The sequence below is a fragment of the Amycolatopsis viridis genome, from assembly GCF_011758765.1.
Classification (GTDB): Bacteria; Actinomycetota; Actinomycetes; order Mycobacteriales; family Pseudonocardiaceae; genus Amycolatopsis_E; species Amycolatopsis_E viridis.
Genome location: NZ_JAANOU010000001.1, coordinates 3799919 through 3825805, shown reverse-complemented (window position 1 = coordinate 3825805; position 25887 = coordinate 3799919). Strand labels below are relative to the sequence as shown.

The 25887-nt window shown below is 72.5% G+C and carries 27 protein-coding genes; 17 read left to right on the top strand and 10 right to left on the bottom strand.

All coding sequences use genetic code 11. The features are described from left to right. The first annotated feature begins 61 nt into the window (after nucleotides 1-61). The 6 genes from FHX46_RS18955 to FHX46_RS28590 all read left to right on the top strand — a co-directional run bounded on the left by FHX46_RS18955 (nucleotide 62) and on the right by FHX46_RS28590 (nucleotide 5319). Nucleotides 62-2317, top strand: coding sequence for a polyribonucleotide nucleotidyltransferase (locus tag FHX46_RS18955; protein WP_167116754.1), 2256 nt, complete (start codon nucleotides 62-64; stop codon nucleotides 2315-2317). Nucleotides 2318-2399: 82 nt separating this feature from the next. Next, the gene (locus FHX46_RS18950) at nucleotides 2400-3764 is read left to right on the top strand and encodes a M16 family metallopeptidase (protein WP_167116751.1); all 1365 of its coding nucleotides are present in this window, start codon (nucleotides 2400-2402) and stop codon (nucleotides 3762-3764) included. Further along, the gene (gene dapB / locus FHX46_RS18945; protein ID WP_167116748.1) at nucleotides 3761-4528 is read left to right on the top strand and encodes a 4-hydroxy-tetrahydrodipicolinate reductase; all 768 of its coding nucleotides are present in this window, start codon (nucleotides 3761-3763) and stop codon (nucleotides 4526-4528) included. The genes FHX46_RS18950 and dapB overlap by 4 nt, the downstream gene beginning before the upstream one ends. Beyond that, nucleotides 4525-4980, top strand: coding sequence for a tetratricopeptide repeat protein (locus tag FHX46_RS18940; protein ID WP_167116745.1), 456 nt, complete (start codon nucleotides 4525-4527; stop codon nucleotides 4978-4980). Before dapB ends, FHX46_RS18940 begins: the two co-directional genes overlap by 4 nt. A 5-nt stretch (nucleotides 4981-4985) precedes the next feature. Beyond that, nucleotides 4986-5120: a hypothetical protein gene (locus FHX46_RS28885; protein WP_279589474.1), complete on the top strand. Its 135-nt coding sequence runs from the start codon at nucleotides 4986-4988 to the stop codon at nucleotides 5118-5120. Between the two features lie 10 nt (nucleotides 5121-5130). Then, nucleotides 5131-5319, top strand: a complete 189-nt coding sequence (locus tag FHX46_RS28590; protein WP_243871307.1) for a hypothetical protein — start codon at nucleotides 5131-5133, stop codon at nucleotides 5317-5319. A gap of 35 nt (nucleotides 5320-5354) precedes the next feature. On the opposite strand, the gene FHX46_RS18930 is transcribed toward FHX46_RS28590, so the two are convergent. Then, a complete protein-coding gene (locus FHX46_RS18930; protein WP_167116744.1) occupies nucleotides 5355-5876 on the bottom strand; it encodes a hypothetical protein in 522 nt (173 codons plus the stop codon). A 181-nt stretch (nucleotides 5877-6057) separates the two neighbouring features. On the opposite strand from FHX46_RS18930, the gene FHX46_RS18925 reads away from it, so the two are divergent. Then, the gene (locus FHX46_RS18925; RefSeq protein WP_313886183.1) at nucleotides 6058-6561 is read left to right on the top strand and encodes a GtrA family protein; all 504 of its coding nucleotides are present in this window, start codon (nucleotides 6058-6060) and stop codon (nucleotides 6559-6561) included. A 102-nt stretch (nucleotides 6562-6663) separates the two neighbouring features. Beyond that, nucleotides 6664-7965: a glycosyltransferase family 87 protein gene (locus FHX46_RS18920; protein WP_208400197.1), complete on the top strand. Its 1302-nt coding sequence runs from the start codon at nucleotides 6664-6666 to the stop codon at nucleotides 7963-7965. Between the two features lies 1 nt (nucleotide 7966). Here the strand turns inward: FHX46_RS18920 and FHX46_RS18915 are convergent, their stop codons facing one another. Further along, nucleotides 7967-8527 carry a GNAT family N-acetyltransferase gene (locus tag FHX46_RS18915; protein ID WP_167116738.1) on the bottom strand — a complete coding sequence of 187 codons (561 nt, stop codon included), beginning with the start codon at nucleotides 8525-8527 and terminating at the stop codon, nucleotides 7967-7969. A gap of 41 nt (nucleotides 8528-8568) precedes the next feature. On the opposite strand from FHX46_RS18915, the gene FHX46_RS18910 reads away from it, so the two are divergent. Beyond that, nucleotides 8569-9786 carry a winged helix-turn-helix domain-containing protein gene (locus FHX46_RS18910; protein WP_167116735.1) on the top strand — a complete coding sequence of 406 codons (1218 nt, stop codon included), beginning with the start codon at nucleotides 8569-8571 and terminating at the stop codon, nucleotides 9784-9786. 78 nt (nucleotides 9787-9864) lie between these two features. Here the strand turns inward: FHX46_RS18910 and FHX46_RS18905 are convergent, their stop codons facing one another. Together FHX46_RS18905 and FHX46_RS18900 are read right to left on the bottom strand one after the other, a co-directional pair. Then, nucleotides 9865-10764, bottom strand: a complete 900-nt coding sequence (locus FHX46_RS18905) for a DUF4097 family beta strand repeat-containing protein (protein ID WP_167116732.1) — start codon at nucleotides 10762-10764, stop codon at nucleotides 9865-9867. A gap of 2 nt (nucleotides 10765-10766) precedes the next feature. Continuing rightward, entirely contained in the window at nucleotides 10767-11288 is a 522-nt protein-coding gene (locus tag FHX46_RS18900) for a toxin-antitoxin system HicB family antitoxin (RefSeq protein ID WP_167116729.1), read from the bottom strand. A 121-nt stretch (nucleotides 11289-11409) separates the two neighbouring features. Between FHX46_RS18900 and thyX the strand changes: the two genes are divergently transcribed. Both thyX and FHX46_RS18890 read left to right on the top strand, forming a co-directional pair. Further along, nucleotides 11410-12162: an FAD-dependent thymidylate synthase gene (gene thyX, locus FHX46_RS18895; protein ID WP_167116726.1), complete on the top strand. Its 753-nt coding sequence runs from the start codon at nucleotides 11410-11412 to the stop codon at nucleotides 12160-12162. Beyond that, entirely contained in the window at nucleotides 12159-12554 is a 396-nt protein-coding gene (locus FHX46_RS18890; RefSeq protein ID WP_167116723.1) for an ACT domain-containing protein, read from the top strand. The genes thyX and FHX46_RS18890 overlap by 4 nt, the downstream gene beginning before the upstream one ends. Here FHX46_RS18890 and FHX46_RS18885 read toward each other — a convergent pair. Together FHX46_RS18885 and FHX46_RS18880 are read right to left on the bottom strand one after the other, a co-directional pair. Then, nucleotides 12551-12937, bottom strand: a complete 387-nt coding sequence (locus FHX46_RS18885) for a hypothetical protein (RefSeq protein WP_167116720.1) — start codon at nucleotides 12935-12937, stop codon at nucleotides 12551-12553. The two genes, FHX46_RS18890 and FHX46_RS18885, sit on opposite strands and share 4 nt — an antisense overlap. 67 nt (nucleotides 12938-13004) lie before the next feature. Then, complete coding sequence (locus tag FHX46_RS18880) at nucleotides 13005-13679, bottom strand: TetR/AcrR family transcriptional regulator (RefSeq protein WP_313886182.1); 675 nt, start codon at nucleotides 13677-13679, stop codon at nucleotides 13005-13007. A 141-nt stretch (nucleotides 13680-13820) separates the two neighbouring features. Here FHX46_RS18880 and FHX46_RS18875 point away from each other — a divergent pair, with 141 nt between their 5' ends. The 5 genes from FHX46_RS18875 to FHX46_RS18855 all read left to right on the top strand — a co-directional run bounded on the left by FHX46_RS18875 (nucleotide 13821) and on the right by FHX46_RS18855 (nucleotide 21127). Beyond that, on the top strand, nucleotides 13821-15059 hold the full coding sequence (locus tag FHX46_RS18875; RefSeq protein WP_167116714.1) for an Nramp family divalent metal transporter: 1239 nt from the start codon (nucleotides 13821-13823) through the stop codon (nucleotides 15057-15059). Nucleotides 15060-15125: 66 nt separating this feature from the next. Further along, nucleotides 15126-16607: a serine/threonine-protein kinase gene (locus tag FHX46_RS18870; protein WP_167116712.1), complete on the top strand. Its 1482-nt coding sequence runs from the start codon at nucleotides 15126-15128 to the stop codon at nucleotides 16605-16607. A 129-nt stretch (nucleotides 16608-16736) separates the two neighbouring features. Next, complete coding sequence (gene dapA / locus FHX46_RS18865; RefSeq protein ID WP_167097363.1) at nucleotides 16737-17750, top strand: 4-hydroxy-tetrahydrodipicolinate synthase; 1014 nt, start codon at nucleotides 16737-16739, stop codon at nucleotides 17748-17750. After that, nucleotides 17750-19465, top strand: coding sequence for a ribonuclease J (locus FHX46_RS18860; protein ID WP_390622656.1), 1716 nt, complete (start codon nucleotides 17750-17752; stop codon nucleotides 19463-19465). Before dapA ends, FHX46_RS18860 begins: the two co-directional genes overlap by 1 nt. Nucleotides 19466-19582: 117 nt before the next feature. After that, entirely contained in the window at nucleotides 19583-21127 is a 1545-nt protein-coding gene (locus tag FHX46_RS18855) for a substrate-binding domain-containing protein (RefSeq protein WP_313886181.1), read from the top strand. Here the strand turns inward: FHX46_RS18855 and FHX46_RS18850 are convergent. The 3 genes from FHX46_RS18850 to FHX46_RS18840 form a co-directional block, all read right to left on the bottom strand. After that, the gene (locus FHX46_RS18850) at nucleotides 21124-22083 is read right to left on the bottom strand and encodes an EamA family transporter (RefSeq protein WP_167116706.1); all 960 of its coding nucleotides are present in this window, start codon (nucleotides 22081-22083) and stop codon (nucleotides 21124-21126) included. The two genes, FHX46_RS18855 and FHX46_RS18850, sit on opposite strands and share 4 nt — an antisense overlap. 109 nt (nucleotides 22084-22192) lie before the next feature. Then, the gene (gene wrbA / locus FHX46_RS18845; protein ID WP_167116703.1) at nucleotides 22193-22804 is read right to left on the bottom strand and encodes an NAD(P)H:quinone oxidoreductase; all 612 of its coding nucleotides are present in this window, start codon (nucleotides 22802-22804) and stop codon (nucleotides 22193-22195) included. 216 nt (nucleotides 22805-23020) lie between these two features. After that, nucleotides 23021-23677 (bottom strand): TetR/AcrR family transcriptional regulator, encoded by a 657-nt coding sequence (locus tag FHX46_RS18840; RefSeq protein WP_167116700.1) that lies wholly within the window; start codon nucleotides 23675-23677, stop codon nucleotides 23021-23023. Nucleotides 23678-23751: 74 nt separating this feature from the next. Here FHX46_RS18840 and FHX46_RS18835 point away from each other — a divergent pair, with 74 nt between their 5' ends. Then, nucleotides 23752-24924 (top strand): FAD-dependent monooxygenase, encoded by a 1173-nt coding sequence (locus FHX46_RS18835; RefSeq protein ID WP_167116697.1) that lies wholly within the window; start codon nucleotides 23752-23754, stop codon nucleotides 24922-24924. A 45-nt stretch (nucleotides 24925-24969) separates the two neighbouring features. On the opposite strand, the gene FHX46_RS18830 is transcribed toward FHX46_RS18835, so the two are convergent. Then, nucleotides 24970-25779, bottom strand: coding sequence for a lysophospholipid acyltransferase family protein (locus FHX46_RS18830; protein ID WP_167116694.1), 810 nt, complete (start codon nucleotides 25777-25779; stop codon nucleotides 24970-24972). Nucleotides 25780-25887: the final 108 nt, after the last annotated feature.

The following is a 25887-nucleotide window of genomic DNA, read 5'->3' as shown; positions in this document are numbered from 1 at the left end:
CGGCCGCCGCCCCGCACGGGCGGGGCGCATGCTGCCCGAACGAACGAGGAGTCAACTACACATGACCGAAGCAAGCGGACCTGTCGTGCACGAGTCCGAGGCCGTCATCGACAACGGCAAGTTCGGCACCCGCACGATCCGCTTCGAGACGGGCAGGCTCGCCCGGCAGGCCGCCGGCGCCGTCGTGGCCTACCTGGACGAAGAGACCATGCTGCTGTCGGCGACCACCGCCTCGAAGCAGCCGAAGGAGCACTTCGACTTCTTCCCGCTGACGGTGGACGTCGAGGAGCGGATGTACGCCGCGGGCCGGATCCCGGGTGCGTTCTTCCGTCGCGAGGGCCGTCCCTCCACCGACGCGATCCTGACCTGCCGGCTCATCGACCGGCCGCTGCGCCCGTCGTTCGCCGACGGCCTGCGCAACGAGATCCAGATCGTCGTCACCGTGCAGAGCCTGCACCCCGAGGACCCCTACGACGTGCTGGCGATCAACGCCGCGTCGGCCTCGACCCAGATCGGTGGCCTGCCGTTCTCCGGCCCGATCGGCGGCGTGCGCGTCGCATTGATCGACGGGCAGTGGGTCGCGTTCCCGACCTGGTCGCAGCTGGAGCAGGCGACCTTCAACATGGTGGTCGCCGGCCGTGTCGTCGGTGACGACGTCGCGATCATGATGGTCGAGGCGGAGGGCACCGAGAACACGCTCGACCTGATCTCGGGCGGTGCCCCGGCGCCGACCGAGCAGGCCGTGGCCGAGGGTCTCGCCGCCGCCAAGCCGTTCATCCGCGTGCTGTGCGAGGCGCAGCAGCGGCTCGCCGATGCGGCCGCCAAGCCGACCGGCGACTTCCCGGTGTTCCCCGCCTACCAGCAGGACGCCTACGACGCGGTGGCCGCCATCGCGAGCGAGGACCTGGCCAAGGCGCTGACCATCGCCGGGAAGCAGGAGCGGGAGAACGCCACCGACGAGGTCAAGGCCGCAGTGCTGGCCAAGGTCGGCCTCGGCGAGGGCGAGGCGTTCGAGGGCCGTGACAAGGAGATCGGCGCCGCGTTCCGCGCGCTGACCAAGAAGCTGATCCGCCAGCGGATCCTGCGCGACAAGGTCCGCATCGACGGCCGGGGCCTCACCGACATCCGGCAGCTCTCGGCGGAGGTCGCGATCATCCCGCGGGCGCACGGTTCGGCGCTGTTCGAGCGCGGCGAGACCCAGATCCTGGGTGTCACCACGCTGAACATGCTGCGCATGGAGCAGCAGATCGACTCGCTGTCGCCGGAGACGACGAAGCGGTACCTGCACCACTACAACTTCCCGCCGTTCTCCACCGGCGAGACCGGCCGCGTGGGTTCGCCCAAGCGGCGCGAGATCGGCCACGGCATGCTGGCCGAGCGCGCGCTGGTGCCGGTGCTGCCGAAGCGGGACGAGTTCCCCTACGCCATCCGGCAGGTGTCGGAGGCGCTGGGCTCCAACGGTTCCACCTCGATGGGCTCGGTCTGCGCGTCCACGATGTCGCTGCTCAACGCCGGTGTGCCGCTGAAGGCGCCGGTCGCCGGCATCGCGATGGGCCTGGTGTCCGATGAAGTGGATGGCGAGACGCGCTACGTCGCGCTGACCGACATCCTCGGCGCCGAGGACGCCTTCGGTGACATGGACTTCAAGGTCGCCGGCACCAAGGACTTCATCACCGCGCTGCAGCTGGACACCAAGCTCGACGGCATCCCGTCGGACGTGCTCGCGGGCGCGCTGAACCAGGCCAAGGACGCCCGGCTGACCATCCTCGACGTGCTGGCCGAGGCCATCGACCAGCCGGACGAGATGAGCCCGTACGCGCCGCGCGTGACCAGCGTGAAGATCCCGGTCGACAAGATCGGCGAGGTCATCGGCCCGAAGGGCAAGATGATCAACTCGATCACCGAGGAGACCGGCGCCGACATCTCGATCGAGGACGACGGCACGATCTACGTGGGCGCGGCCGACGGCCCGTCCGCGGAGGCCGCGATCAGCAAGATCAACGCCATCGCGAACCCGCAGCTGCCGAAGGTGGGCGAGCGCTTCCTGGGCACCGTGGTGAAGACGGCCGCGTTCGGCGCGTTCGTCTCGCTGCTGCCCGGCAAGGACGGCCTGATCCACATCTCGAAGCTGGGCAACGGCAAGCGCATCGGCAAGGTCGAGGACGTGGTCAACGTGGGCGACAAGCTCCGCGTCGAGATCGCCGACATCGACAACCGCGGCAAGATCAGCCTGGTCCTCGTCAAGGACGAAGAGGACACAGCTGAGGGCACCAAGAGCGCCGAGGAGACGCCCGCCGAGGGCGCCGAGGCCAAGTAAGGGCACAGCGGTAGCCGGGAACGGCCCGTCCCGGGTGGGGCGGGCCGTTTTCCGTGTACCCGCGGACGAATGTTGGGAATCGATGGCGCGACAAATTGCCGGCCACGAGCAGGCCGTGGGCACCACGCGCACGCTCGAAGCCGGGGCGAACGGCCAGATCGTGAAGCGCACCGTGCTGCCGGGCGGGCTGCGCGTGGTCACCGAGCACGTGCCCGGTGTGCGGTCGGCGACGGTGGGCCTGTGGGTCGGGGTCGGCTCGCGGGACGAGACGCCGAAGGTCGCCGGCGCCGCGCACTACCTGGAACACCTGCTGTTCAAGGGGACCACGCACCGGTCCGCGGTGCAGATAGCCGAGGAGATCGACGCGGTCGGCGGTGAGCTCAACGCGTTCACCGCGAAGGAGCACACCTGCTACTACGCGCAGGTGCTCGACGAGGACCTGCCGCTGGCGGTGGACCTCGTCACCGACGTGGTGTTCGAGGCGCTGTGCGCGGACTCCGATGTGGACACCGAACGCAGCGTGGTGCTCGAGGAGATCGCCATGCGCGACGACGATCCCGAGGATCTGCTGCACGACACGTTCGTGACCACCGTCCTGGGTTCGCACCCGCTGGCGCGTCCGGTGCTGGGCACCACCGGCTCGATCAGCGGGATGTCGGCGGCCGGGCTGCGCGGTTTCTACCGGCGCCGGTACACGCTGCCGAAGATGGTGCTGGCGGCGGCCGGCAACGTGCAGCACGCGCAGGTGCTCCGCTTGGCGCGCAAGGCGTTGCGGGACCGGCTGTCCGGTTCGGACACCCCGGTGCCGCCGCGGACGGGCAAGGCCAGGGTGGCTGCCGAGCGGCGTCTGGTGCTGCACGGCGACGACACCGAACAGGCCCACGTGATGCTCGGCATGTCGGCCCTGTCGCGGCACGACGAGCGCCGGTACGCGCTGTCGGTGCTCAACGCCGCGCTCGGCGGCGGGATGAGCTCGAGGCTGTTCCAGGAGGTGCGTGAGCAGCGCGGCCTGGCCTACCAGGTGTACTCGTCGGTGGCGACCTACGCCGATACCGGGCACTTCTCGGTCTACGCCGGGTGCCAGCCGGACCGGCTGGGCGAGGTGTCCGCGGTGCTGCGGGACGTGCTCGGCCAGGTCGGCAAGGACGGGTTCACCGACGCCGAGGTCGCGCGCGCCAAGGGGCAGCTGCGGGGCGGGATCGTGCTGGGGCTGGAGGACACCGCGTCGCGGATGTCGCGCATCGGCAAGCAGGAACTCAACTACGGCACGTACCTGCCGGTCGACGAGTCCGTGGCGCGGATCGCCGCGGTGACCACCGAGGAGGTGTGTGAGCTGGCCCGCACCCTGTTCGGGCCGCCGGGAGGGGTCACCGCCGCCGCGGTCGTCGGGCCGTACGCTTCGGAGCAGGACCTGCCGGACGATCTGCACGAGGTGATCGCGAAATGAACCCCCGCGGCGAGGACGACCCGATCCGGGTCGGTGTGCTGGGCGCCCACGGACGGATGGGGGCGCAGGTGGTCAAGGCCGCCGGGGGCGCGCCGGACATGGCCGTGGTGGCGACGGTCGACGCGGGCGACGACCTGAGCGCGCTGACCGCGGCCGGTGCCGAGGTGGTCGTCGACTTCACCCACCCGGACGCGGTGATGGGCAACCTGGAGTTCGCGGTCACCCATGGGCTGCACGCCGTCGTGGGCACCACCGGGTTCACCGAGGAGCGGCTGGCGTCGGTGCGCTCGTGGCTGTCCACGCAGCCGGAGGTCGGGGTGCTGATCGCGCCGAACTTCGCGCTCGGTGCGGTGCTCGCGATGCGGTTCGCGCAGCAGGCCGCCCGGTTCTACGAAGCGGTCGAGGTCATCGAGCTGCACCACAACCGCAAGGCCGACGCCCCGTCCGGCACCGCAGCGCACACCGCGCGGCTGATCTCGCAGGCGCGCCGCGAGGCCGGGCTGAAGCCGGGCGCGGACGCCACGACGAGCGAGCTGGACGGCGCCCGCGGCGCCCGCGTGGAGGACGTGCACGTGCACTCGGTGCGGCTGCCCGGGCTGGTGGCGCACGAGGAGATCCTGTTCGGCGCCGACGGCGAGACGCTCACCATCCGGCACGACTCGATGGACCGCACGTCGTTCATGCCGGGCGTGCTGCTCGGGGTGCGGGAGGTCCTGGGCCGTCCCGGGCTGACCGTCGGGCTCGAGAACGTGCTCGACCTGTGAGAGCCCGCAACGTCGCCCTGCTGTTGACCGCCGCGCTGGTGGTCTACCTGGTGCTGCTCGCCGAGCGGGCGGTCGCGCTGATCCGCACCGGCACCGCGGCCGGCATCGGGCTGGGGATCGGTGTGCTGATCCTGCCGCTGCTCGGCCTGTGGATGGTCATCGCGACCTGGCGGTCCGGCACGCGCATCCAGCACCTCGCGCGCCGCCTGGACGCCGAGGGCGGGCTGCCGGACGTGGCGGACCTGCCACGCATGCCGTCCGGGCGGGTGGACCGCGCCGCGGCGGACGCCTGGTTCGAGGAGCGCCGCGCGGAACTGGAGCAGCACCCCGGCGACTGGCGGTACTGGTACCGGCTGGCCCACGCCTACGACATCGCGGGCGACCGGCGCCGCGCCCGCGCCACCATGCGCAAGGCGCTGGAGCTCGAGGCGACCGACTCCGCGCGCGGCTGATACCGGTGGACCTGGTCCTGGCGGGGTACCTGTCGGTCCCGTTCGCGGACCGGCAGCGCTTGGCGTCGGATTGGCTGCCCGGCCGCTTCATCAGCGTGAGCGAGTGCCTCACCGGGGTGCAGCACGGTCCGGAGTTCTAGGTTCGGGCTGATGAGCGCGCATTCCTGGTTGTGCTACGGCTACGACGCGGACGCCGCGGTGCGCCTGAACTGGTGGGGGCTGCTCGACAGCCACGCCCGGGCCGCCGCGGTGCCGGTGTGGATCCTGGGCCTGCCGCCGAAGGAGGCGCCGATCACGGCGCACTGGACGGTGGCCGCGATCGCCGAGCTCCCGCGCTGACGGTGCTGACGGTGCTGACCGTGCCGGAGCCGGCGTCAGTGGTGGAGCCAGCCGGCGAACATCGCGGGAGCGGCGGCGAGCAGGCTGTACCGGATGAACCGCCCGGTCAGGCCTGCCGTGACGAAGGTCGAGACCCGCATGTCGGCCAGCCCGGCCAGCACCGTCGTCGCCATGAACGGCGGCAGCCCGACCAGCGCGCTGACCCCGTAAGTGCCGGTCATCCAGAACGGGTGCCGGTGACACCGCTCGCGCAGCCACTCGACCTTGCCGCGCAGCCACTTGGTCCGCAGGTGCCACCACTCGCTGCGCCTGCTCGGCGGGCGCTGGCGGTGCAGGCGGTCGTGCAGGAACCGCGGTAACCCGATCGATCCGCGCGCGGCCAGGTAGTACAGCAGCTTGCCGGCGACCTGCCCGATCGCCACGGCCGCGCCGATCAGGAGCCAGTGCACGCGCGGTTCGCTCGCGACGAGCCCCAGCACGAACACCTCGATGCTGACGACGGGCACGATCGCGGACCCGAAAGCGACGCCGAGTGTCACCCAGAACCAGGCGAACATGCGCGCCTCCTGTCGGGGGCTTCGGGCGGGCGCGCCCCCGCGGGGAGCGGAGGATCACACGGCGGATCATTCGAAGATATCAGCCTGACGGGTGATCTCGGCGGAACCGAGGACACATTCCGCCGTCCGCCGACTACCCGCCGCTCATCTCGCCGTCACCCGGTTCTGCCATCGTGGCGCCGTGCAACGGGACATCCGGGTGACGCGGTCGTTCGCGGAGCGGTTCGCGACGTGCTGCTCGACGATCGTGCGGTACCTGCCGTTCGGGCTGAACACCCTGGTCCCGCCCAGTTTCGTGGGCTTCGCGCTGATCAACGGGTGCACGTTCGGCGTCGACCTGCTCCTGCTCACCCTCGGGCACGGCGTGGCCGGCCTGCCGCTCCCGGTGGCGATCACCGCCGCGTACGTGTGCGCGTTCGCCCTGAGCTTCGTTCTCAACCGCGTGGTGAACTTCCGCTCCCACGCCCCGGTCGGCCCGCAGGTCGTGCGGTACGCGGTCGCCGTGGCGGTCAACTACGCCGTGTTCGTCCTCGGTGCCGGTGCCGGCCTGGCCGCGCTGGGCCTGGAATACCACCTGGCCCGGATCTTCGCCGGGGCGTGCGAGGCGGTGTTCCTCTACAGCGTGCTTCGCTGGATCGTGTTCCCCGGTCGTGCTGCAGGTAGCACAAGGGGGACCCGCTCGTAACATCGATCACGCGGGCAACGAAGATAGGCCGTGCCGCGTCTGTTGAGCGGGATCACGCGTGGCTTGGGACTGGGAGAACAAGTGAAGGCTGTCATCGAGACGATGAGGTACGGCAGTACCGCCGAGCGGGTACGCCTGGGCTTGGAGCTCCTGCTGGCCGTGGTCCTGTTCGCCGCGTTCGTCTACTACGCGCACGGCCTCCGGAAGTGGCCGGCGGACGTCGACGTCTACCGGCTCGGCGCGGACACCTTCCTCAAGGGCCACTCCATCTACACCGAGCTGCCCATCTCCCCCGTCGGCGGCGGGCTGCCCTACACCTACCCGCCGTTCTCCGCGGTCCTGTTCACCCCGCTGGCGATCATCCCGCCGTCGATCGGCTACCCGCTGCTGACCGCGGCGAGCTGCCTGGCGCTGTTCCCGATCGTCCTGGCGTACCGCAAGGCGTCGCCGGAGCTGCGGGGGCTGCTGGCCAAGCCCTGGATGGTGGTCGCGGGGGCGTGCGCGATGGTGGTCGCCCACCCGATCGTGATCACGATCTACTGGGGCCAGATCAACGTCCTGCTGATGATGCTGGTCGCGCTCGACGTCCTGTGGCCCAACCCGCGGTGGCCGCGGGGCGTGCTGATCGGTATCGCCGCGGCGGTGAAGCTGACCCCGGCCGGGTTCGTGTTGATCTTCCTGCTGCGCAAGGACTTCCGCGCGGTGGTCACCAGCTTCGTGAGCTTCCTGGTGATGACCGCGATCGCGTTCGTGCTGATGCCCCGCGACTCCTGGACGTACTGGACCGACCGGGTGTTCCACGCCACGGGCATGAACATCGGTGAGATCCACGCGAACGAGTCGGTCAGCGCGACGTTCGAGAAGCTGCACATGACCGGCACCGCGCTCACCATCGCGGGCGGCGTCGGGGTGATCGCGGTCGTGGTGATGACGTTCCTGGGCACGGCCCGGGCGCTGCGCGACGAGAACCTCCCGATGGCGCTGGGCGTCAACGCCGCCGGGGTACTGCTGATCTCGCCGATCTCGTGGTCGCACCACTGGGTCCTGGCCCTGCCGACGGCCGCGCTGGTCCTGGTGATGGGTGTGCAGAAGAACAACAAGTGGCTCATCGTGTCGGGCTGGGTGGCCGTGGTGATCCTCTGGCTCGCGCCGCACTACTGGGTGCCGATCGACTGGCGGATCTGGAACCACGCGCAACAGCTTGTGGCCAGTTCCTACCAGATCGTGGCCGGGGCGTTCCTGGTCGTGATGACCGTGCGGTGGTTCCGCGGGCGCGGCAAGCCGGCGCCGCCCGAGGACCTGGACCTCGAGCTGGCCAGCGAGCTGACCCGCCCGACGGTGGCGGCCGTCGAGCGGCCCGTCGCCGGGGTCCGCACCGCGGCACGCGCGGGCGAGGAAGGGTAGGTCATTCGACCAGCCGGATCTCCAGCGCGCCGGTCAGACGCAGTTCCCGCAGCCGTCGTGCGCCGGTGTCGAGGGTGCGGACCGTGCCGTCGGGACGCCAGCCGGCACGCCGGTAGAACCCGAGCGTGGCCGAGTCGGATTCCGCCGCCCAGGTGACCCCGCGGTCGGCGCCGAGCTCACGCAGTCCCGCCGCGGCCGCGGCCAGCAGGCGGGCGCCGTGCCCGCGACGGGACCAGCGCGGCTCCACCAGCAGCGTGCCGATCAGCCCGGTGCGTCCGGCGTCCGGCGGGACGGTGCCCGCCGCGTCGGCCACGTCCTCCCGCGGAGCCGGGCCGGCCACGCAGAACCCGACGGCGAACGCACCCTCGAACGCGAGGTGGACCCGCGAGCCGGGGTGGCCGATCGCTTCCGCCCACCGCGCCTCGACGAGGGGTGAGCCGAGTTCGGTCAGCGCCTGCTCGCTCAGGATGTCGTGGTAGGCCGTGCGCCAGGTGACGCGCTGGATCCGGGCGATCTCCGCGGCGTCGGCTGCGACGGCTTCACGGACCGACACGGTGCTCATGCCGGGAGAACCTACCGGTTTTGTCGGTGGGTGCTGGCACCATGAGCGGCACGATGGAAACCATGACTGTGGCGGCCGCGCGGCGGGCGGCGCTGGCCGCGCAAGGCTTCGCCGACCCGCGGCCGCAGACCGAGCCGACCCGGCGGCACCTGCGCCGCGTCCTCTCCCGGGTGCAGCTGATTCAGCTGGACTCCGTGAACGTCGCGGTCCGAGCGCACTACGCGCCGCTGTTCGCGCGGCTGGGTGCCTACGATCCCGCCTTGCTCGACGAGGCCGCGTGGTCGCACAGCAGCCGCAAGCCGCGGATGCTGGTCGAGACGTGGGCGCACGAAGCCAGCCTGATCCCGGTCGAGGACTGGCCGCTGCTGCAGTCCGGCGCGAAGCGGCCCGGGTGGTGGCGGCACTACCAGCGCCTCGCCGACCGGTCGCCGTCCCTGGTCGAGGACGTGCTGGCGGTGGTCAAGGAGCTCGGCCCGATCGGGGCGGGTGGCATCGAGCGCGAGCTGGCGGGCGAGTCGACGCGCACGCCCGGGTCGTGGTGGGAGCGCTCGGAGGTCAAGAAGATCTGCGAGCTGCTGTTCGGGCAGGGCCGGTTGACCACCGGCACGCGGCGCGGCTTCGAGCGGCTGTACGACCTGACCGAGCGGGTGATCCCGGAGGAGATCCTGGCCCGGCGGGTGGCGCCGGAGCAGGGTGCGCGCGAGCTGATCGCCCGCGCGGCGACCGCGCTGGGCGTTGCGAGCGAGCCCGACCTGCGGGACTACTACCGCCTGGGCCCGGAGGCGAGCCACCGGGCGGTGGCCGAGCTGGTCGAGGCCGGGGTGCTGGAGCAGGTCGAGGTGCGCGGCTGGCGCGGCCCGGCCTACCGGCTGGTGGGGGCGCGGATGCCGCGGAGGGTCACCGGCCGGGCCCTGCTGTGCCCGTTCGACCCGCTGATCTGGGAGCGGGCCCGCACCGAGCGGTTGTTCGGGTTCCGGTACCGCATCGAGATCTACGTGCCCGAGCCCAAGCGCGTCCACGGCTACTACGTGTTCCCGTTCCTGCTGGACGGCGAGCTGGTGGCGCGGGTCGACCTGAAGGCCGACCGGGAGGCGGGAGTGCTGCGCGTGCCGGGTGCCTTCGCCGAGCCGGGTGCCGACGCGCCGCGGGTGGCGGCGGAGCTGGCGGGGGAACTGCGGGTGATGGCGTCCTGGCTCGGGCTGGGGGACGTGGTGGTGGGGGAGCGGGGTGACCTGGCGCCGGTCCTGCGGCGGGCCTGAGCAGCCCGCGCCGTTCCTGCCCGGCGCCATGCCACCCACCACCCGCACGGACGGTGGGTCACCGCCCGTGCGGCGGTCCTACTGCGCGGCGCGCGCCACCACGACGGTGCCGGAGCCGGTGCGGGCCCGCACGTTCAGCGGGATCTCGCCGTCCGGGCGTTCCAGGGACACGTCCAGCTCGCTGGACACGGTGCCCGCACTGGCCGTCAGGTCGACCTCCGCGGTCACGCCCGGCCGCACACCCACCCGGACGTCGCCCGAGCCGGTCACCAGCTCCAGGTTCCCGCCGGCCGCCTCGGCGACGGTGACGTCGCCGCTGCCGCTGCGGGCCAGCACCGAGCCGGACACGGTGCCCAGCCACACGTCGGCCGTGCCGGTGGCCAGCGTCGCCGACCCGGACAGCGACGCGACCTCCACCGCCCCGCTGCCGGTGCGCAGGTGCAGCCCGGCCAGCGTCGGTCCCAGGCGGATCGCGCCGGACCCGCTGCGGACCGTCGCCGCGCCTTCGGTGCGGTCCAGCCTGATCTCGCCCGCTCCGGTCGCGAGGTCGACCCGGCCGGCCGGGCCGGTCACCGTCACGTCCGCCGATCCCGCCCGCGTCTCCACGGTGGTTCCGGCCGGCGCGATCACCGTGACCGCGAGCGGGATGTTCCGCAGCGGCAGGGCCTTCGGCGCGTGCACGGTCAGCCGGTTACCGGTCTGCTCCAGCCGCGTCTGCTGCACCGCGTCGGCCGGCGTCCCGTTCAGGTCGGTGCCCAGCTGGTCGCCGAACCGCTCGCTCACCCAGCTGAGCAGGCTGGAGATCCCTTGCGACCAGGGTTGCTGCGCATCCGGGTCGTGCCGGATCTCGACGGTCGCCTCGGCTTCGGTGGTGGCGTCGAGCTTCACCTCGACCTTCCCCGCCGTCACGGCGATGTCCAGTTCCAGCGGCCCCGGCAGCGGGAACGTCTGCGTGCGCACGAGTTCCGGATCGGTCATGGCTATCCCTTCACCCAGCCGTGCAGGTGCGACTCGGATTGCGAGCCGGCCTGCTTCTCGGCGCGGAACGACTGTGAACCGTGCAGCGCGCCCTGCACGGCCTGCGAGATGAACGTGTTCAGCGAGACGCCCTGCGCGGCCGCGGCGCGCTCGGCCTGCTCCTTGATGCGTTCCACCATGCGCAGCGTCAGCCGGGAGATGTCCCCGCCCTCCACGAGCGGCGGTTGCGGCGGCGGTGGCGGTGGGGGCGGCCCGGGCCGTTCGGCTCGCTCACGGTCACCGGAGGTGCCGGTGACGACCACGCGGACGTCCCGGCCGTCCAGGCGTACCTCGACGACGTGGCTGGGCAGTTGCGCGGTCGCCTCGGCGGCGAGGTCGGCCAGCGCGTTCATCAGCGCCAGCCGGGCGGCCGGCTCGAGTGCGCCGGAGAGCAGCGCCGCGGCCCGCCGGATCTGCTCGTCCCCGGCCGAGGCCGTCGCGGTGAGGTCCTCGCGCAGGCTGGTGATGTACGGCGTCAGGTCCATGACACCACGATGACACCATCAATGGTGTCAGTCAAGGGTGTGCTGACACCACGTGGTGTCGCGGCTGGCCTGTCGTACCCGGCCGTTACGCTGCCTGGGAACAGTGAGGGGAAGGAGTGCGATGGCCGAGACCGTGTCGCCGAAGGTGCAGCTGATCGCGAAGACGGAGTTCTTCCCACCGGAGGACATCCCGTGGTCGACCGATGCCGACGGGGGTGAGGCGCTCGCCGAGTTCGCCGGCCGCGCCTGCTACCAGTCGTGGAGCAAGCCGAACCCGAGGACGGCCACCAACGCCGGGTACATCGACCACATCATCGAGGTCGGCCACCTGTCGGTGCTGGAGCACGGCTCGGTGAGCTTCTACATCAGCGGTATCTCGCGCTCGCTCACCCACGAGCTGATCCGCCACCGCCACTTCTCCTACTCCCAGCTGTCGCAGCGGTACGTGCCCGAGCGGGACGCGGCGTTCGTCGAGCCGGACGTCATCGCGAACGACCCGGAGCTGCACGAGAAGTTCCGCAAGGCCGCGCAGGCCAGTGTGGACGCCTACAACGAGCTGCTGGCCGGGCTGGAGCACAAGTTCGCGGACGCGCCGAGCGCCACGCTGCGCCGCAAGCAGGCGCGCCAGGCGGCCCGCGCGGTGCTGCCCAACGCGACCGAGACCCGCATCGTGGTCACCGGGAACTACCGCGCCTGGCGGCACTTCATCGCCATGCGGGCCACCGAGCACGCCGACGTGGAGATCCGCGCCCTGGCGGTGGAGTGCCTGCGGCAGCTGCAGAAGGCGGCAGCGAACGTCTTCGCCGACTTCACGATCTCGACGCTGCCCGACGGCACCGAGGTGGCCTCCAGCCCGAAGGTGCTCGAGGGGTGAAACGACTCGCGATCGACGTCCGGCCGGGGGAGTACGTAGTGGCCCGGCTCGATCCGGGTGTGGCCGTCCCGGAGCTGACCGCGCCGGACGGGCTCGTCTCGGTCACCCGCACCCCGGCGGAGACGTCGGTGATCTGCCCGGCTGCCCTGGCGCCCGCGGGTGCCAGGGTGGAGTCCGGCTGGCGGCTGCTGACCGTGCGCGGCCCGCTGTCGTTCACGCTGACCGGGATCATCGCCGCGCTGGCCAGCGAGCTCGCCTCGGCCGGGGTCGCGCTGGTCACCCTGTCGACGTTCGACACCGACCACGTGCTGGTGAAGGACGCGGAGCTGGCCCGCGCGGTGCAGGCGCTGCGCGCGGCCGGGCACGAGGTGGCCACGGAGGCGGCCGCCTAGCGTGCGTCGAAGGTGGTGCGCACCGGCCTGCGGCTGATCAGCGCGAGCACCGCGATCAGCAGCAGGCCGCACACCCCCTGCTCGACCCGCAGCCAGACCGGGAACGCCCCGGGGATCGCGATGATCACCACGATCGCCACGATCATCACCGCGGCCATCACACGCCACCGTCGCCATGCGCCGCGGGATCCGCGGACAGCCCGGTGGGCGAGCACGAACATCAGCAGGGCCGTGGCGGCGACGATCACCGACCGCACCCACACCGCGCCGCTGACGGTGGCGTGGCCGGGGGTGAGCACGGCGACGACGGTGAGGGTCGCGACGCTCAGCGCGAGGTAGCCGCCGACGAGCAGGCGGGCGCGGCGCACAGCGGGATGCGTCATGGTTCCTCCAGGGAAGTGGTCCGGCGGGTGGTGACCGCCGGCAGGTGCGGGCGGCGCGCACCGGGGTTCATCGCGGTTCCGCTGCCGGTGCAGCGGGCGGGTTCGCCGGGCCGGTGGCGCTCGTCTCGCGGGGCGTGATCATCCGCTCGACCAGGTCGGCGAAGTGGCCGGCCACCCGCGGTCCGTCCAGCGACGGATCCGTCATGAACTGCTCCGACAGGGCGTCGATCGTGGCGCGGAGCATCACCGCGAGCGTCCAGGCGTCGAAGTCACCCAGCCGGCCGGACTTCTGGCCCGCCTCCAGCAGGCCCTGCGCGAACCCGACGAGTCCCGCACCCTCCGCCGCCGTGTAGCGGGGCGACCCGTCGTCGCGGCGCAGGTTGCGCGCTACCTCCAGCACCGCTTTCGCCTCGGCCTGGTGCTCCCACGTGAAGAGCACACCGGCGCGGACGTAGGCCAGCACCCGTTCCCGGTCGTCACGTGCCGCGTTCACCGCCGCGTGGATCGGGGCCACTGCGTCGCCGTAGAGCTGGTCGACCACGGCCTCCATCAGCTCCGCCCGGGACGAGAAGTGGTAGAGCACCACGCTCTTCGACACGCCGGCCCGGCGCGCCACCTCGGCGAGGGTCGTGCCGCCGTAGCCCAGCTCCACCAACGCTTCCGTCGCGCACGTGACGAACTGCCGCCGTCGCGCCCGTCCCAGGAACGTCTCCCCAGGTGAGTCAATACCTTTGGACCGCACGGTCGAATTTTTGCACGGACGGTCAGTGGGTGCCCGCGACTAGCCTCGCCGCGCCGGGGTAGTCAAGCTGGGACGAAAGCCACAGTTTTGAACCGTGTACTTGAAAGTTCGGCGTGCCTAAAATCAGCGGTGGGAGGGCGGATGACGCTGACGGAACAGCTCGGACCCCGGCTGAAGCGGGTGCGCTCCGGCTCGCTGCTGCTCGGGCCGGCGTTCGTCGCCGCGATCGCCTACGTGGACCCGGGCAACGTCGCGTCCAACGTCAGCGCCGGCGCCCAGTTCGGCTACCTGCTGGTGTGGGTCATCCTCGCCGCCAACGCGATGGCCGGCCTGGTGCAGTACCTGTCCGCGAAACTGGGCCTGGTCACCGGGCAGTCCCTGCCGGAGAACCTGCGCGACCGGATGCCGCGCGCCGCGCGACTGGGCTTCTGGGTGCAGGCCGAGGCGGTTGCGATCGCCACGGACCTGGCCGAGGTCATCGGTGGTGCGATCGCGTTGAACCTGCTGTTCGACCTGCCGCTGCTGCTCGGTGGTGTGATCACCGGCGTGGTCTCGATGGTGCTGCTGGTGGTGCAGGACCGGCGTGGCCAGCGCCCGTTCGAGCGGGTCGTCACCGGCCTGCTGGGGATCATCGCGGTGGGGTTCCTGGCCAGCGTGTTCGTGCAGCCACCGCCCGCGGCAGACGTCGCGGCCGGCCTTCTCCCGCGCTTCGCCGGTCCGGAGAGCGTCCTGATCGCCGCCGCGATGCTCGGCGCGACCGTCATGCCGCACGCCGTCTACCTGCACTCCGGGCTCGCCCGCGACCGGCACGGCCGGGTCGGGGCCGACCGTCGGTCGCGTCTGCTGCGGATCACCCGGCTGGACGTGGGGCTCGCGATGTTGCTGGCCGGTGCGGTGAACCTGGCGATGGTGCTACTGGCCGCGACCAACCTGCAGGGCCGGGCCGACGTCCATTCGATCGCCGCCGCGCACACCGCGATCGGGAATGCGCTCGGGCCCGTGGTCGCGCTGCTGTTCGCGATCGGGTTGCTGGCGTCGGGTCTGGCCTCGACGTCCGTCGGTGCCTACGCCGGGGCGATGATCATGCAGGGCCTCCTGCGCAAGCGGATCCCGTTGCTGCTGCGCCGGGTGATCACGCTGCTGCCCGCGATCGTGGTCCTCGCGCTCGGTGTGGATCCCAGCCGCGCGCTGGTCGTCTCCCAGGTGGTGCTGTCGTTCGGCATCCCGTTCGCGCTGGTGCCGCTGGTCCGGTTGACCAGTGACCGGACCCTGATGGGCGCGGCGGCCAACCACCGCGTCACCACGACCCTGGCGTGGGCGATCGCCGCGGTGATCATCATGCTGAACGCGGCCCTGATCTACCTCACGTTCGCGGGCTGACCGGGTCCGGCGACGGGCGGATTACCATCCGGCTGTCCCCAGTCCGACGGATCACCCGGAGCCACCTTGACCGAAGAGCAGACCCGGCAGGCCACGCCGCGGCCGGACGGAGGGCGGGTCGTCGCGGGTCGCTACACGATCCTGGGCGAGCTGGGCCGCGGCGGGATGGGCGTGGTCTGGCGCGGGCACGACCAGGTCATCGGGCGCCAGGTGGCGATCAAGGAACTGCGCCTGCCCGACGGCGCGGAGGAGGCCGTGTTCAGCGGGCGGGTGCTGCGCGAGGTGCGCACTGCCGGACGGCTCAACGATCCGGCCATCGTCACCGTCTTCGACGTGGTCGCCGAGGATGGCGCCACGTTCATCGTGATGGAGCTGGTCGAGGCGCCCACGCTGGGTGACCTGGTGCGGCGGCACGGTCCGCTGCCGCCGCAGCAGGTGGCCGCGATCGGGCAGCAGGTGCTCTCGGCGCTGCGGACCGCGCACGCGGCCGGGATCGTGCACCGCGACGTCAAGCCCGGCAACATCATGGCCGGCGCGAACGGGCGGGTGAAGCTCACCGACTTCGGCATCGCGACCGCGATCGACGATCCGCGGCTGACCGCGAGCGGGACGATCGTCGGCTCGCCCGCGTTCATGGCACCGGAGCGGCTGGCGGGCCACGAGGCGCTGCCCGCGTCCGACCTGTGGTCGCTGGGCGCGGCCCTGTTCCTGGCCGCCGAGGGCGTGATGGCGTTCGAACGGCCGACCACGGCGGCGACGCTGCACGCGATCATCACCGAGGTGCCGTACCTGACCAGGGTCCAGGGGCCGCTGGCGTCGGCGATCATGGGCCTGCTGGTGTCCAAACCGGAGGGTCGGATCTCCTACGACCAGGCCGGGCATCTGCTCGGCATCGCGGCGCAGAACACCCCGCCCGGCGGGATCACCAGTGCCGTCCACCCGGCGTCGGCGCCGACGCAGTTCGCCGCTGCGCCGGCCCGCCGGAGCCGTCGCGGGTGGTGGGCGGCCGCCGGTGCGCTGGCCGGGGTCGTGCTGCTGGCCGGCGGTTTCCTGGCCGGGCAGTGGTGGGCGGCCGACCCCGGCGATCCTGCGATGCTGCCGACCATGACCTACGGGCAGGGCGGCGACCTGCAGTTCGAGCCGAACCGTGCGTACTCGTGCTTCAACGGCCGCCTCCAGACCGGTTACAGCCTCGGCGCGGACAACGAAGTCAGCTGCGACAAGTCCCACGAGCTGGAGGTCTACGACGAGACGGACAGCCTCGGCCAGGGCGGTTCGGGGCACTCCGACGCCGCGTTCGTCGCCTACCCCGGCGCCGAGCCGCTGCGCCGCTACGCCGAGGCGTTCTGCTCGATGAGCTTCCACTCCGGCACCGTCGCCGAGACCGCCCGGCCCGGCCTGGACTACCGCGCCCTCGTGCCGTCCCAGGCCGCCTGGGAGCAACCGCCCGAGCGGTCCTACGAGGATCCGGTGCGGAGCGTTCACTGCCTGGTGTCGAAGAAGGGCGGTGGCCAGCTGACTGAGGCGGTGACGCACAAGGTCCGCTGACGCGAAAGGTTACGGCCGGAGATCACCTGGTCCAGTGATTCTCCGGCAGGGGATGGCCCTTTCCTGCGGATCATGCCGTTTCGGCAGGTGGGCACGAATATTGTCGGCTCGACGAGGTACCGTCAGAGCATGTCCAACCCACCTTCGGCAGCGCCCGGCAGGCCCTTCGGGCGCGTGCTCACCGCGATGGTCACCCCCTTCGACGGGGACGGCGCCCTGGACCTCAAGCGGGCGCAGGAGCTCGCCGAGCACCTCGTGGAGCTGGGCAACGACGGACTGGTCCTCAACGGCACTACCGGCGAGAGCCCGACCACGACCGACGCGGAGAAGGCCGACCTGGTCCGCGCCGTGGCCGAGGCGGTCGGCGACCGCGCGACCGTCATCGCCGGTGCCGGGACGTACAACACCGCGCACAGCGTCGAACTGGTGCAGCAGGCCGAGAAGGCCGGCGCCCACGGCGTTCTGCTCGTCACGCCCTACTACTCCCGCCCGTCGCAGGCCGGCCTGTACGCGCACTTCACCACGGTCGCCGACGCCACCGGGCTGCCGGTGATGCTCTACGACATCCCGCCGCGCTCGATCGTGCCGATCGAGGTCGACACGCTGCGGCGGCTGGCCGAGCACCCGCGCATCCTGGCGGTCAAGGACGCCAAGGGCGACCTGCTGGCCGGCAGCGAGGTCATCGCCAACACGCACCTGGCCTACTACTCCGGCGACGACGCGCTGAACCTGCCGTGGCTGTCGGTGGGCGCGGCCGGTGTGGTGAGCGTGATCGGGCACGTCGTGGCCGGGCGGATCCGCGCCATGATCGAAGCCTACGAGAACGGCGACACCTCGACGGCCCGCACCAACCACCGCGGCATGCTGCCCGTCTTCCGCGCCATGTCGCGCGTCGGCGGCGTGGTGTTCGCCAAGACCGCGCTCGCGCTGCGCGGCCACCCGGTCGGCGGCCCGCGGTTGCCGATCGTGCCGGCCACGCCGGAGCAGGTTGAGGCTATCGCCACCGACCTCGCCCAGGCGGGGGTCCCCCTGGAGGAGTCGCCGGCGCCGGACTGGCACTCTTCCCGGGTGGCGCAAGCCGACTCCGCGGCGGCCTACGTCGCACCGACCACTCACACCAGCGTTGGGACCATTCACAGGTGATCTCGGCAGGACCCGGACCGACCAACCCCCCACCCCCGCTCCCCGACGGCGCCCTGCGCGCGGTCGCGCTCGGCGGCATCGGCGAGGTGGGCCGCAACATGACGGTGTTCGAGTTCGACGGCCGTCTGCTCATCGTCGACTGCGGGGTGCTCTTCCCCGAGGACGAGCAGCCGGGCGTCGACCTGATCCTGCCCGACTTCCGGGCGATCGAGGAGCGGCTGGACGACATCGAGGCCCTCGTGCTGACCCACGGTCACGAGGACCACATCGGTGCCGTGCCGTTCCTGCTGCGGCTGCGGCCGGACCTGCCGGTCTACGGCTCGCGGTTCACGCTCGCGCTGCTCGAGGCCAAGTGCAAGGAGCACCGGCAGCGGCCGAAGCTGATCGAGGTGACCGAGTCCGAGCGGCGCACGGTGGGGCCGTTCGAGCTGGAGTTCTTCGCCGTCAACCACTCGATCCCGGACGCGCTCGCGGTCGCGCTGCGCACGCCCGCGGGGATCGTGCTGCACACCGGCGACATCAAGCTCGACCAGCTGCCGCTGGACGACCGGCTCACCGACCTGGCCGGGTTCTCCCGCCTCGGTGACGAGGGCGTGGACCTGCTGTGCATCGACTCGACCAACGCCGAGGTACCGGGGTTCGTCACGCCGGAGCGGGACATCGGCCCGGTGCTCGACGACGTGATCGGCCGGGTCACCCAGCGGGTGATCGTGGCGTGTTTCGCCAGCCACGTGCACCGCGTGCAGCAGGTGCTCGACGCGGCGGTCCGGCACGGCCGCCGGGTGGCGTTCGTCGGCCGCTCCATGGTCCGCAACATGGGTATCGCGGCCGACCTGGGGCTGCTGAACATCCCCGAGGGCCTGCTGATCAACCTGGACGAGGCCGTCAACCTGCCCGAGACGAAGGTGCTGTTCATCTCCACCGGGTCGCAGGGCGAGCCGCTGTCGGCGCTGTCCCGGATGGCGCGCGGCGAGCACCGGCAGATCTCGATCCGCGCCGGGGACACGGTCGTGCTGGCCAGCTCGCTGATCCCGGGCAACGAGACCGCGGTGTTCGGTGTGGTCAACGGCCTGGTGCGGCTGGGCGCCAACGTGGTGCACCAGGGCAACGCGAAGGTGCACGTGTCCGGGCATGCGTCGGCAGGCGAGCTGCTGTTCCTCTACAACGCGATCCGGCCCAGCAACGTCATGCCGGTGCACGGCGAGTGGCGGCACCTGCGGGCCAACGGTGCGCTAGCGATCCGCACCGGTGTCGCGCCGGAGAACGTGGTGCTGGCCGAGAACGGGGTCGTCGTCGACCTGGTCGACGGCCGTGCCCGCACGTCCGGGCGGGTCGAGGTCGGCCACGTCTACGTCGACGGCCTGTCGGTGGGCGACGTCGGCGAGTCGACCCTGTCCGACCGGCTGGTGCTGGGCGAGGGCGGGTTCATCGCGATCAACGTCGCGGTCGACTCGACCACCGGGCGCGCGGTGAGCACGCCGACGGTGTCCGGCCGCGGGTTCTCCGACGACCCGAAGGCGCTGGACGCCGTGGTCCCGCTGGTGGAGATGGAACTGTCCCGCACCGAGATCGAGGGCATCACCGACAGCCACCGCATCGCCCAGGCGGTGCGCCGCGTGGTGGGACGGTGGGTCGCCGAGGCGTACCGCCGGCGTCCGATGATCGTGCCGACCGTCATCCCGGTGACCTACGGACAGGCCGATCCGACCGCGTAGCTGATCGCCTCCGCACCCCTTAGCCTGGATCGTGATCAGTGTCACGGGACGAGGCGAAGGCGGTGCGAGGTGGGCCGGCATTCGTCTCGCGCGCGCCGGTCACCGCCGCGGGCCTGGGTGATCGCCGGTGTCCTCGTCCTGCTCGGCGGGGCCGCCTGGGCCACCGGTGCCGTGGTCCGTGGCCGGAGCGGATGTGACCGGCACGTGGTGGTGCGGGTCGCCGCGGCGCCCGCGGTCGCCCCGGTGGTCGCGCAGGTCGCGCGCCGCGTGGCCCAGTCCGGGTGCGCGGCCTTCGAGGTCAACGCCGTCGACCCGCCCGCGGTGGCGCAGTCGCTGACCCGGCCCGGTGGGGTACGCCCCGACGTGTGGATCGCGGAGTCGGCGTGGCAGCTGCGGCGGGGCGTGAGCGGGGTCGCCGGTGGCAGCAGCATCGCCAGCTCACCGGTGGTGTTCGCGTTGACCGCCCAGGCCGCCGCCGGGCTCGGCTGGCCGCAGCGGGCACCGGGGTGGGCGGAGGTGCTGACCGTGCCCGGCCTCACGCTGGGACTGCCCGATCCGGGGCGTGATCCGGCCGGCCTGTCCGCGCTGATCGGCATCCGGGCCGCGGTGCCGGCACCGGACGGCTACGCCGCGGCGCTGCGCCGCCTGTCACCCAATGCGCTGCCGGCGACCGGTGACCTGTTCGCCCGGCTCGGTGATCCGGCGCAGCCGCTCAGCGGGTTCCCGGTGCCGGAGAACGCGCTGGTGCGCCACAACGACCGTGGCGGCCGGCTGGTCGCCAGCTACCAGCCGGAGGCGCCCGCCCTCGACTACCCGTTCGCCGTGCTCGGCGGCGCGGGGGAGGACCAGCGCGCCGCCGCTGGGCAGCTGCGTTCCGCACTGCTCGGCTTAGACGGGCAGAACGCACTCGCCGAGGCCGGGTTCCGCACCCCGGACGGGCGGTACCTGCGGGACGGTGCGACGCTCGGCGTCAGCAGCCGGACCCAGCCCCCGCCGCCGGCACCGGCCGACGCCGACGTGGACGCCCTGCTCGGCCAGTGGGCGCGGATCAACTCCAGCTCGCGCGCCCGGGTGCTGATCGACGTGTCGGGGTCGATGAACGCCGTGGTGCCCGGCACCGGCCGGACCCGGATGCAGCTCACCACCGACGCGGCGGCGCGGGCGCTCGGGCTGTTCCAGCCCACCTCGGAGATCGCGGTGTGGGAGTTCGCCACGCGGCTGGACGATGACCGGGACTACCGCGAGCTGCTGCCGCTGCGGCCGGTGAGCGAACAGCTCGCCGCCGGCGCGGCCGACCGGCTGCGGGCGATCGAGCCGACACCGGACGGCGCCACCGGGCTGTACGACACCGTGCTGGCCGCCTACCGGCTGGCGTCCGCGGAGTGGCAGCCCGGGCGGCTCAACCTGGTCATCGTCCTCACCGACGGCCGCAACGACGACGCGGAGGGCATCGGCCGGGACGCGCTGGTAGCGGAGCTGGCCCGGCTGGCCGATCCGGCGCGCCCGGTCGCGATCGTCGGGATCGGCATCGGGCCGGACGTCGACGTGACCGAGCTGGCGGCGATCGCCGCGCCCACGTCGGGGCAGGTCTTCGCGGCCCCGGACCCGACCCGGATCACCGACGTGTTCTACACCGCGCTGGCGCGGCTGACCGGGGCCTAGGGGCTTTCCGGTATCTGGGGCCGCGGCGAGGTCAGCTGCACGATCAGCGCCCCGCCGAGCAGGACCACCGCCCCGGCCAGCTGGGGCCAGTCCAGGGTCTCGTGCAGCAGCGCCCACGCGGCGGCGGTCGCCACGACCGCTTCGAGCAGGCCGGTCACGCTCGCGACGGCGGCCGGCAGGTGCCGCAGCGCGGTGAGGCCGATCGCGTAGGCCAGCACGGTCGACAACACCGCGACGGCGACCAGCAGCAGCCACACCGGCGGGTGCCACGGCCCGATCGCGGCGGACGCGGTGAGCACGTCCGCGGGCATCGTCCACGGCGGCGCCACCGCGCACACCGCGACCGCGCCGATGATCATCCCCCAGGTGACCATGCCGATCGGGCTGCGGGTGCTCACGCCGTGCTCGCCGAGGAGGAAGTACGCCGCGGAGCACAGCGCCGCGCCGAGGCCGGCGAGCAGGCCCACCACGTCCAGGCTGAGCCCCTGCCACACCTGGGCGACCCCGGCGAGACCGGCCATGGCGAGCGCGATCCCGGCCCACATGCGGCCCGGCAGCCGCACGCCGCGGACGAACCGCGTCCACAGCGCGATCAGCACGGGGGAGGTGAACTCGAGCAGGATCGCGATGCCGACCGGCAGCCGTCCCGCGGCGACGAAGTAGCACAGCTGCACGCCCGCGACGCCGAGCAGCCCGTACCCGAGCAGCAGGGGCCATTCCGCGCGGCGGACGCGCAGCAGCGAGGGCTTCACCAGGGCCACCCCGGCCGCCAGCACCAGCGCGGCGAGCCCGATCCGCGCCGCCGCGACCTGTTCGGCGGACAGCCCCGCGAGCATCGCCGGCTTGGCGAGGGTGCCGGAGCTGCCCCAGCAGACCGAGGCGACCAGGATCAGTGCGGTGCCCCGCCGGCGGTGCGGGACGAACGCCGGTGCGTGCGCGGGAATTTCGGTGACCACCAGGCCACCCTAGGATGCCCGCCGTCACGCCGGTACCGGCACTCCGGCCGGCCTCGGCTGACGGTCAAACCCGATGACTGGTTACCCACCCGAGCGGGTGCGTGCGTGCTCAGGCGCCGCTGCGCCCGACGCGGACGTATCCGGCGATCGTGGCCAGCCGCGTGCCCTGGATGCGCAGCGCCTCGAGCGACTCCTTGTCCGGCTCGGCCGACTTGCGCGACACAAACGAGCCGCCGTAGGGGTTTCCGGACTCCAGCAGGTGCGGCTGCCCGTAGCCGAGCGGCAGCACGATCGCGCCCCAGTGGTAGAAGATGTTGTTCATCGCCAGCACGGTCGCCTCCAGCCCGCCGTGGGCGGTCGACGCCGTGGTGAATGACGTGGCAACCTTGTCGGCCAGCTTTCCCTTCGCCCACAGGCCACCCGTGCTGTCCAGAAAGGACTTGAGCTGGCTCGCCGGCCCGCCGAACCGGGTCGGGCTGCCGATCGCGAGGCCGTCGGCCCACTCCAGGTCGGCCAGGGTCGCGAGCTCGTCGTGCGGTCCGGAGGCTGCCCACGCCTGCCAGCGCGGGTTGGTGGCGATCGCCTCCGGTGGCGCGGTTTCGGCGACGGTGCGGACGCGGACCTCGGCGCCGGCGTCCGCGGCCCCGTCCGCGAGCGCGGCGGCCAGCTTCGCGGTGTTGCCGGTGGCGCTGTAGTACACGACGAGAACGCGAGTGGTCACGATCACCACCCTAGGCGATCGCAACAGCGGTTCCAGCATCCGGACGTGACCGCATCCGGCCGGGAAGAGCTTTACCGGGCGAGGACATGACGGCGACGGCCCCACCCCGCGGCGCGCACCGAGGGCCGCGTGGCACACCGTGGCGTCCTATCTGGACAGTGCAGCGCGCAAAATCTGGGTCTGGACGCGCAAGTTCCCACGACGAGCGGTGCGAGATCACCGAGGAGTACCTCGAGTTCTGTTACCGGAGGGCTTCCCCGGTGCCGCCTCCGCCTCGCCGGCGTCGTCGCCGGCGGGGCGGGTGAATCCGCGGAGCAGGTCACGCATCACGCGCCGCTGCTCGCCGCGTGATGCGGTGAGCGGGTCGGCGCCGGTCAGGTGGCGGAAGACCAGGCCGTCGAGGCAGGCGATGAACAGCTGGGCCTGCCCCTCCGGATCGGTGGCGCCGAGGGCGCGCAGGGTGTCCGCCGCCAGCGCCCGGTAGTGGTCGCGGGCCGCGGTGAAGACGGCCTGGAGCTCCGGGTTCCGGCTCGCCTCGAGCATGAGCTCGTAGCGGGCCAGCATCCGCTCGCGGGACGCGCCGATCCAGTGCGCGACGACGTCCACGGCGGCGTCGGCGATCGCGTCCGGGTCCCCGGCCCCGCCCAGGACGGCCGGGTGGGAAGTGAGGTCGGCGCTGTCCACCTCCACCAGCCGCTCGATCGCGGCCTGCAGCAGGGCCTGCCGGGTGCGGAAGTAGTACGAGCAGGAGCCCTCCGGCACGCCGGCCGCCTGGTCGACCGCACGATGGGTCAGTCCGCGCGTGCCGGAACGCGCCAGCGTGGCGATGGCGGCGTCGGCGAGTTCCTGCCGTCGCGTCGTGCTGCGGGTCACGTCGTCTCCCTCGCTGCCGGCCTCTCTACAAACGTAGAGTCGCATATTACTACAGATGTAGAGGGGTGATCACCATGGGCCGGGAAGAGCCGGAGCGCACAGCGGTCGTCGCCGGCGGCGGGATCGGTGGCCTCGCCACCGCCGTGGCCCTGAGCCGGCGCGGCTGGCGGGTGCGGGTGCTGGAACGGGCGGAGGTGTTCGGCGACGCGGGCTCGGGCCTGTCGTTGTGGCCCAACGGCCTGCGAGCCCTGGATGCGCTGGGCCTCGGCGCCCGGGTGCGGGAGCGGGCCCTGGCGGAGACCGCCGCGGGCATTCGCGACGTGTCCGGGCGCTGGCTCTCGCGGACCGACACGGGCGAGGTGGCTCGGCGCTACGGCCCGGTCGTGGTCGTGCACCGCACGGATCTGATGGCGATCCTGCGCCAGGCCCTGCCCGACGGCGTGGTGCGGACCGGGACCGCCGCGGTCGCGGTCGGCGCCGACGCTTCCGGGGTACGCGTCGAGCACTCGCACGGCACGCTCCGCGCCGACCTGCTCGTCGGCGCCGACGGCATCCGCAGCACGGTCCGCCGCGCGATGTGGCCGGGTGCGCCGGAACCCCGCTACGCCGGGTACACCGCCTGGCGCACGGTCGTGCCGGCCAGTGCGCCCGCGGCCGGCGGGGAGACCTTCGGACGCGGCGAGCGCGTCGGCATCGCGCCACTCCCCGGCGGGCACACCTACCTCTTCGGAGTCGCGAGCGTTCCTCCCGGGCAACGCGCCCCGGACGGTGAACTGGCCGAGCTGCGTCGCCGGTTCGGGCACTGGCACGACCCGATCCCGGCGCTGCTGGCGGCCGCCACCGAAGAGGCCGTCCTCCGTCACGACATCTACGAGCTGCCCGCGTTGCCGGCGTACGCGACCGGACGCGTGGCGCTCCTCGGCGACGCCGCGCACGCGATGACCCCCAACCTGGGGCAGGGCGCCAACCAGGCGCTGGAGGACGCCGTCACCCTGGCCGCGCTGCTGGACACGCACGCCTCGGTCCCCGCGGCGCTGGCCGCCTACGACCGGGAACGTCGTCCCCGCACCCGGATGATCGCGCGCCGCTCCCGGCGCATCGGGGTGGTCGCGCAGTGCGCCTGGGAGCCCGGCCGCCGGCTGCGCGATCGCCTGCTGCAGCTGGTGCCGGACGGGGTCGTGCTCGCCTCGTTCGCACCGGTGCTCGACTGGCAGCCTCCCGGCGCCGCGGGAGGCGGGCGGCGCTGACGGCGCTGACGGTGTTGACGGTGCTGACGGTGGCCGGCCGGCCGGTCAGGGCCGCCAGGGGCTGACGGTGTCCGTGGGACGGGTCGGGTCGTGGAAGCGGGGCGTGTCGGGCTCGTCGCGGCGCAGCGGGATCAGCCCGGCGGTGATCGCGCGCATGATCTTGGCGTGCGCGCGCACCCCGGCGCCCGGCCGGTCCGGCTCGACGTCGCTCAGGTCGACCGGCTCGCCGAAGTGCACCCGGTACGTCGGCCGGCGCAGGGGCGCGGTCAGGCCCGACCGGGCCAGCGGCAGCAGGTCCGCCGGCCCCTCGACTCGCTCGGTGCCCCAGTACACAGCTTCGTGCGCACCCCACTGGCTGATCGGCACCACCGGCACCCCGGCGGCGATCGCCAGGCGCGCCGCGCCCGTCTTGCCGCGCTCCGGCCACAGACCCGCGTCGCGGCTGATCCGGCCCTCCGGGTAGACGATGATCGGGCTCGGGGTCGTCCGCATCTCCTGCACGGCCTGCGCGAACTGCTCCACCGCGCTCGCCTTGCCGCGGTCGATCCGCATGTGCCCGCTCACCTTCAGCGCGGGCCCGATCACCGGCGCGTCCAGGATCCCGCCGGCCAGCAGGAACCGCGGTGAGATGCCGATCCGCCGGCACGCCGCGATCAGGACGAACGGGTCGAACACGCCAATGTGGTTGGCGGCCATCAGGAACGGCCGTCCCCGCAGCCCGGGCGCGATCCCCCCGGTGATCCGCAGCCGGCCGGTCAGCGACACCAGCCCCTGGTCCAGACGGGTCATGGTCCGCCACACCGCGGGTGGCCTGCGGCGGGTCTGCCCGGTGTCGTCGGAGTGCAGCGCGAACATGCCGTCAGCATCTCAGATCACCGGGATGGCCGATCAAGGTCCGCCGCCACCGGGAAAGTTCCCGCTGTGCCGAGTGTGGCACCTGGGGTTGCTGGGGCTGGGCGGTTA

Excerpts from the sequence above, each read along its gene's own strand:
- FHX46_RS18955 (WP_167116754.1), top strand. The coding sequence starts at position 62 with ATGACCGAAGCAAGCGGACCTGTCGTGCACGAGTCCGAGGCCGTCATC.
- FHX46_RS18950 (WP_167116751.1), top strand. The coding sequence starts at position 2,400 with ATGGCGCGACAAATTGCCGGCCACGAGCAGGCCGTGGGCACCACGCGC.
- dapB (WP_167116748.1), top strand. The coding sequence starts at position 3,761 with ATGAACCCCCGCGGCGAGGACGACCCGATCCGGGTCGGTGTGCTGGGC.
- FHX46_RS28590 (WP_243871307.1), top strand. The coding sequence starts at position 5,131 with ATGAGCGCGCATTCCTGGTTGTGCTACGGCTACGACGCGGACGCCGCG.
- FHX46_RS18930 (WP_167116744.1), bottom strand. The coding sequence starts at position 5,876 with ATGTTCGCCTGGTTCTGGGTGACACTCGGCGTCGCTTTCGGGTCCGCG.
- FHX46_RS18920 (WP_208400197.1), top strand. The coding sequence starts at position 6,664 with ATGAGGTACGGCAGTACCGCCGAGCGGGTACGCCTGGGCTTGGAGCTC.
- FHX46_RS18915 (WP_167116738.1), bottom strand. The coding sequence starts at position 8,527 with ATGAGCACCGTGTCGGTCCGTGAAGCCGTCGCAGCCGACGCCGCGGAG.
- FHX46_RS18910 (WP_167116735.1), top strand. The coding sequence starts at position 8,569 with ATGAGCGGCACGATGGAAACCATGACTGTGGCGGCCGCGCGGCGGGCG.
- FHX46_RS18905 (WP_167116732.1), bottom strand. The coding sequence starts at position 10,764 with ATGACCGATCCGGAACTCGTGCGCACGCAGACGTTCCCGCTGCCGGGG.
- FHX46_RS18900 (WP_167116729.1), bottom strand. The coding sequence starts at position 11,288 with ATGGACCTGACGCCGTACATCACCAGCCTGCGCGAGGACCTCACCGCG.
- thyX (WP_167116726.1), top strand. The coding sequence starts at position 11,410 with ATGGCCGAGACCGTGTCGCCGAAGGTGCAGCTGATCGCGAAGACGGAG.
- FHX46_RS18885 (WP_167116720.1), bottom strand. The coding sequence starts at position 12,937 with ATGACGCATCCCGCTGTGCGCCGCGCCCGCCTGCTCGTCGGCGGCTAC.
- FHX46_RS18875 (WP_167116714.1), top strand. The coding sequence starts at position 13,821 with ATGACGCTGACGGAACAGCTCGGACCCCGGCTGAAGCGGGTGCGCTCC.
- dapA (WP_167097363.1), top strand. The coding sequence starts at position 16,737 with ATGTCCAACCCACCTTCGGCAGCGCCCGGCAGGCCCTTCGGGCGCGTG.
- FHX46_RS18835 (WP_167116697.1), top strand. The coding sequence starts at position 23,752 with ATGGGCCGGGAAGAGCCGGAGCGCACAGCGGTCGTCGCCGGCGGCGGG.
- FHX46_RS18830 (WP_167116694.1), bottom strand. The coding sequence starts at position 25,779 with ATGTTCGCGCTGCACTCCGACGACACCGGGCAGACCCGCCGCAGGCCA.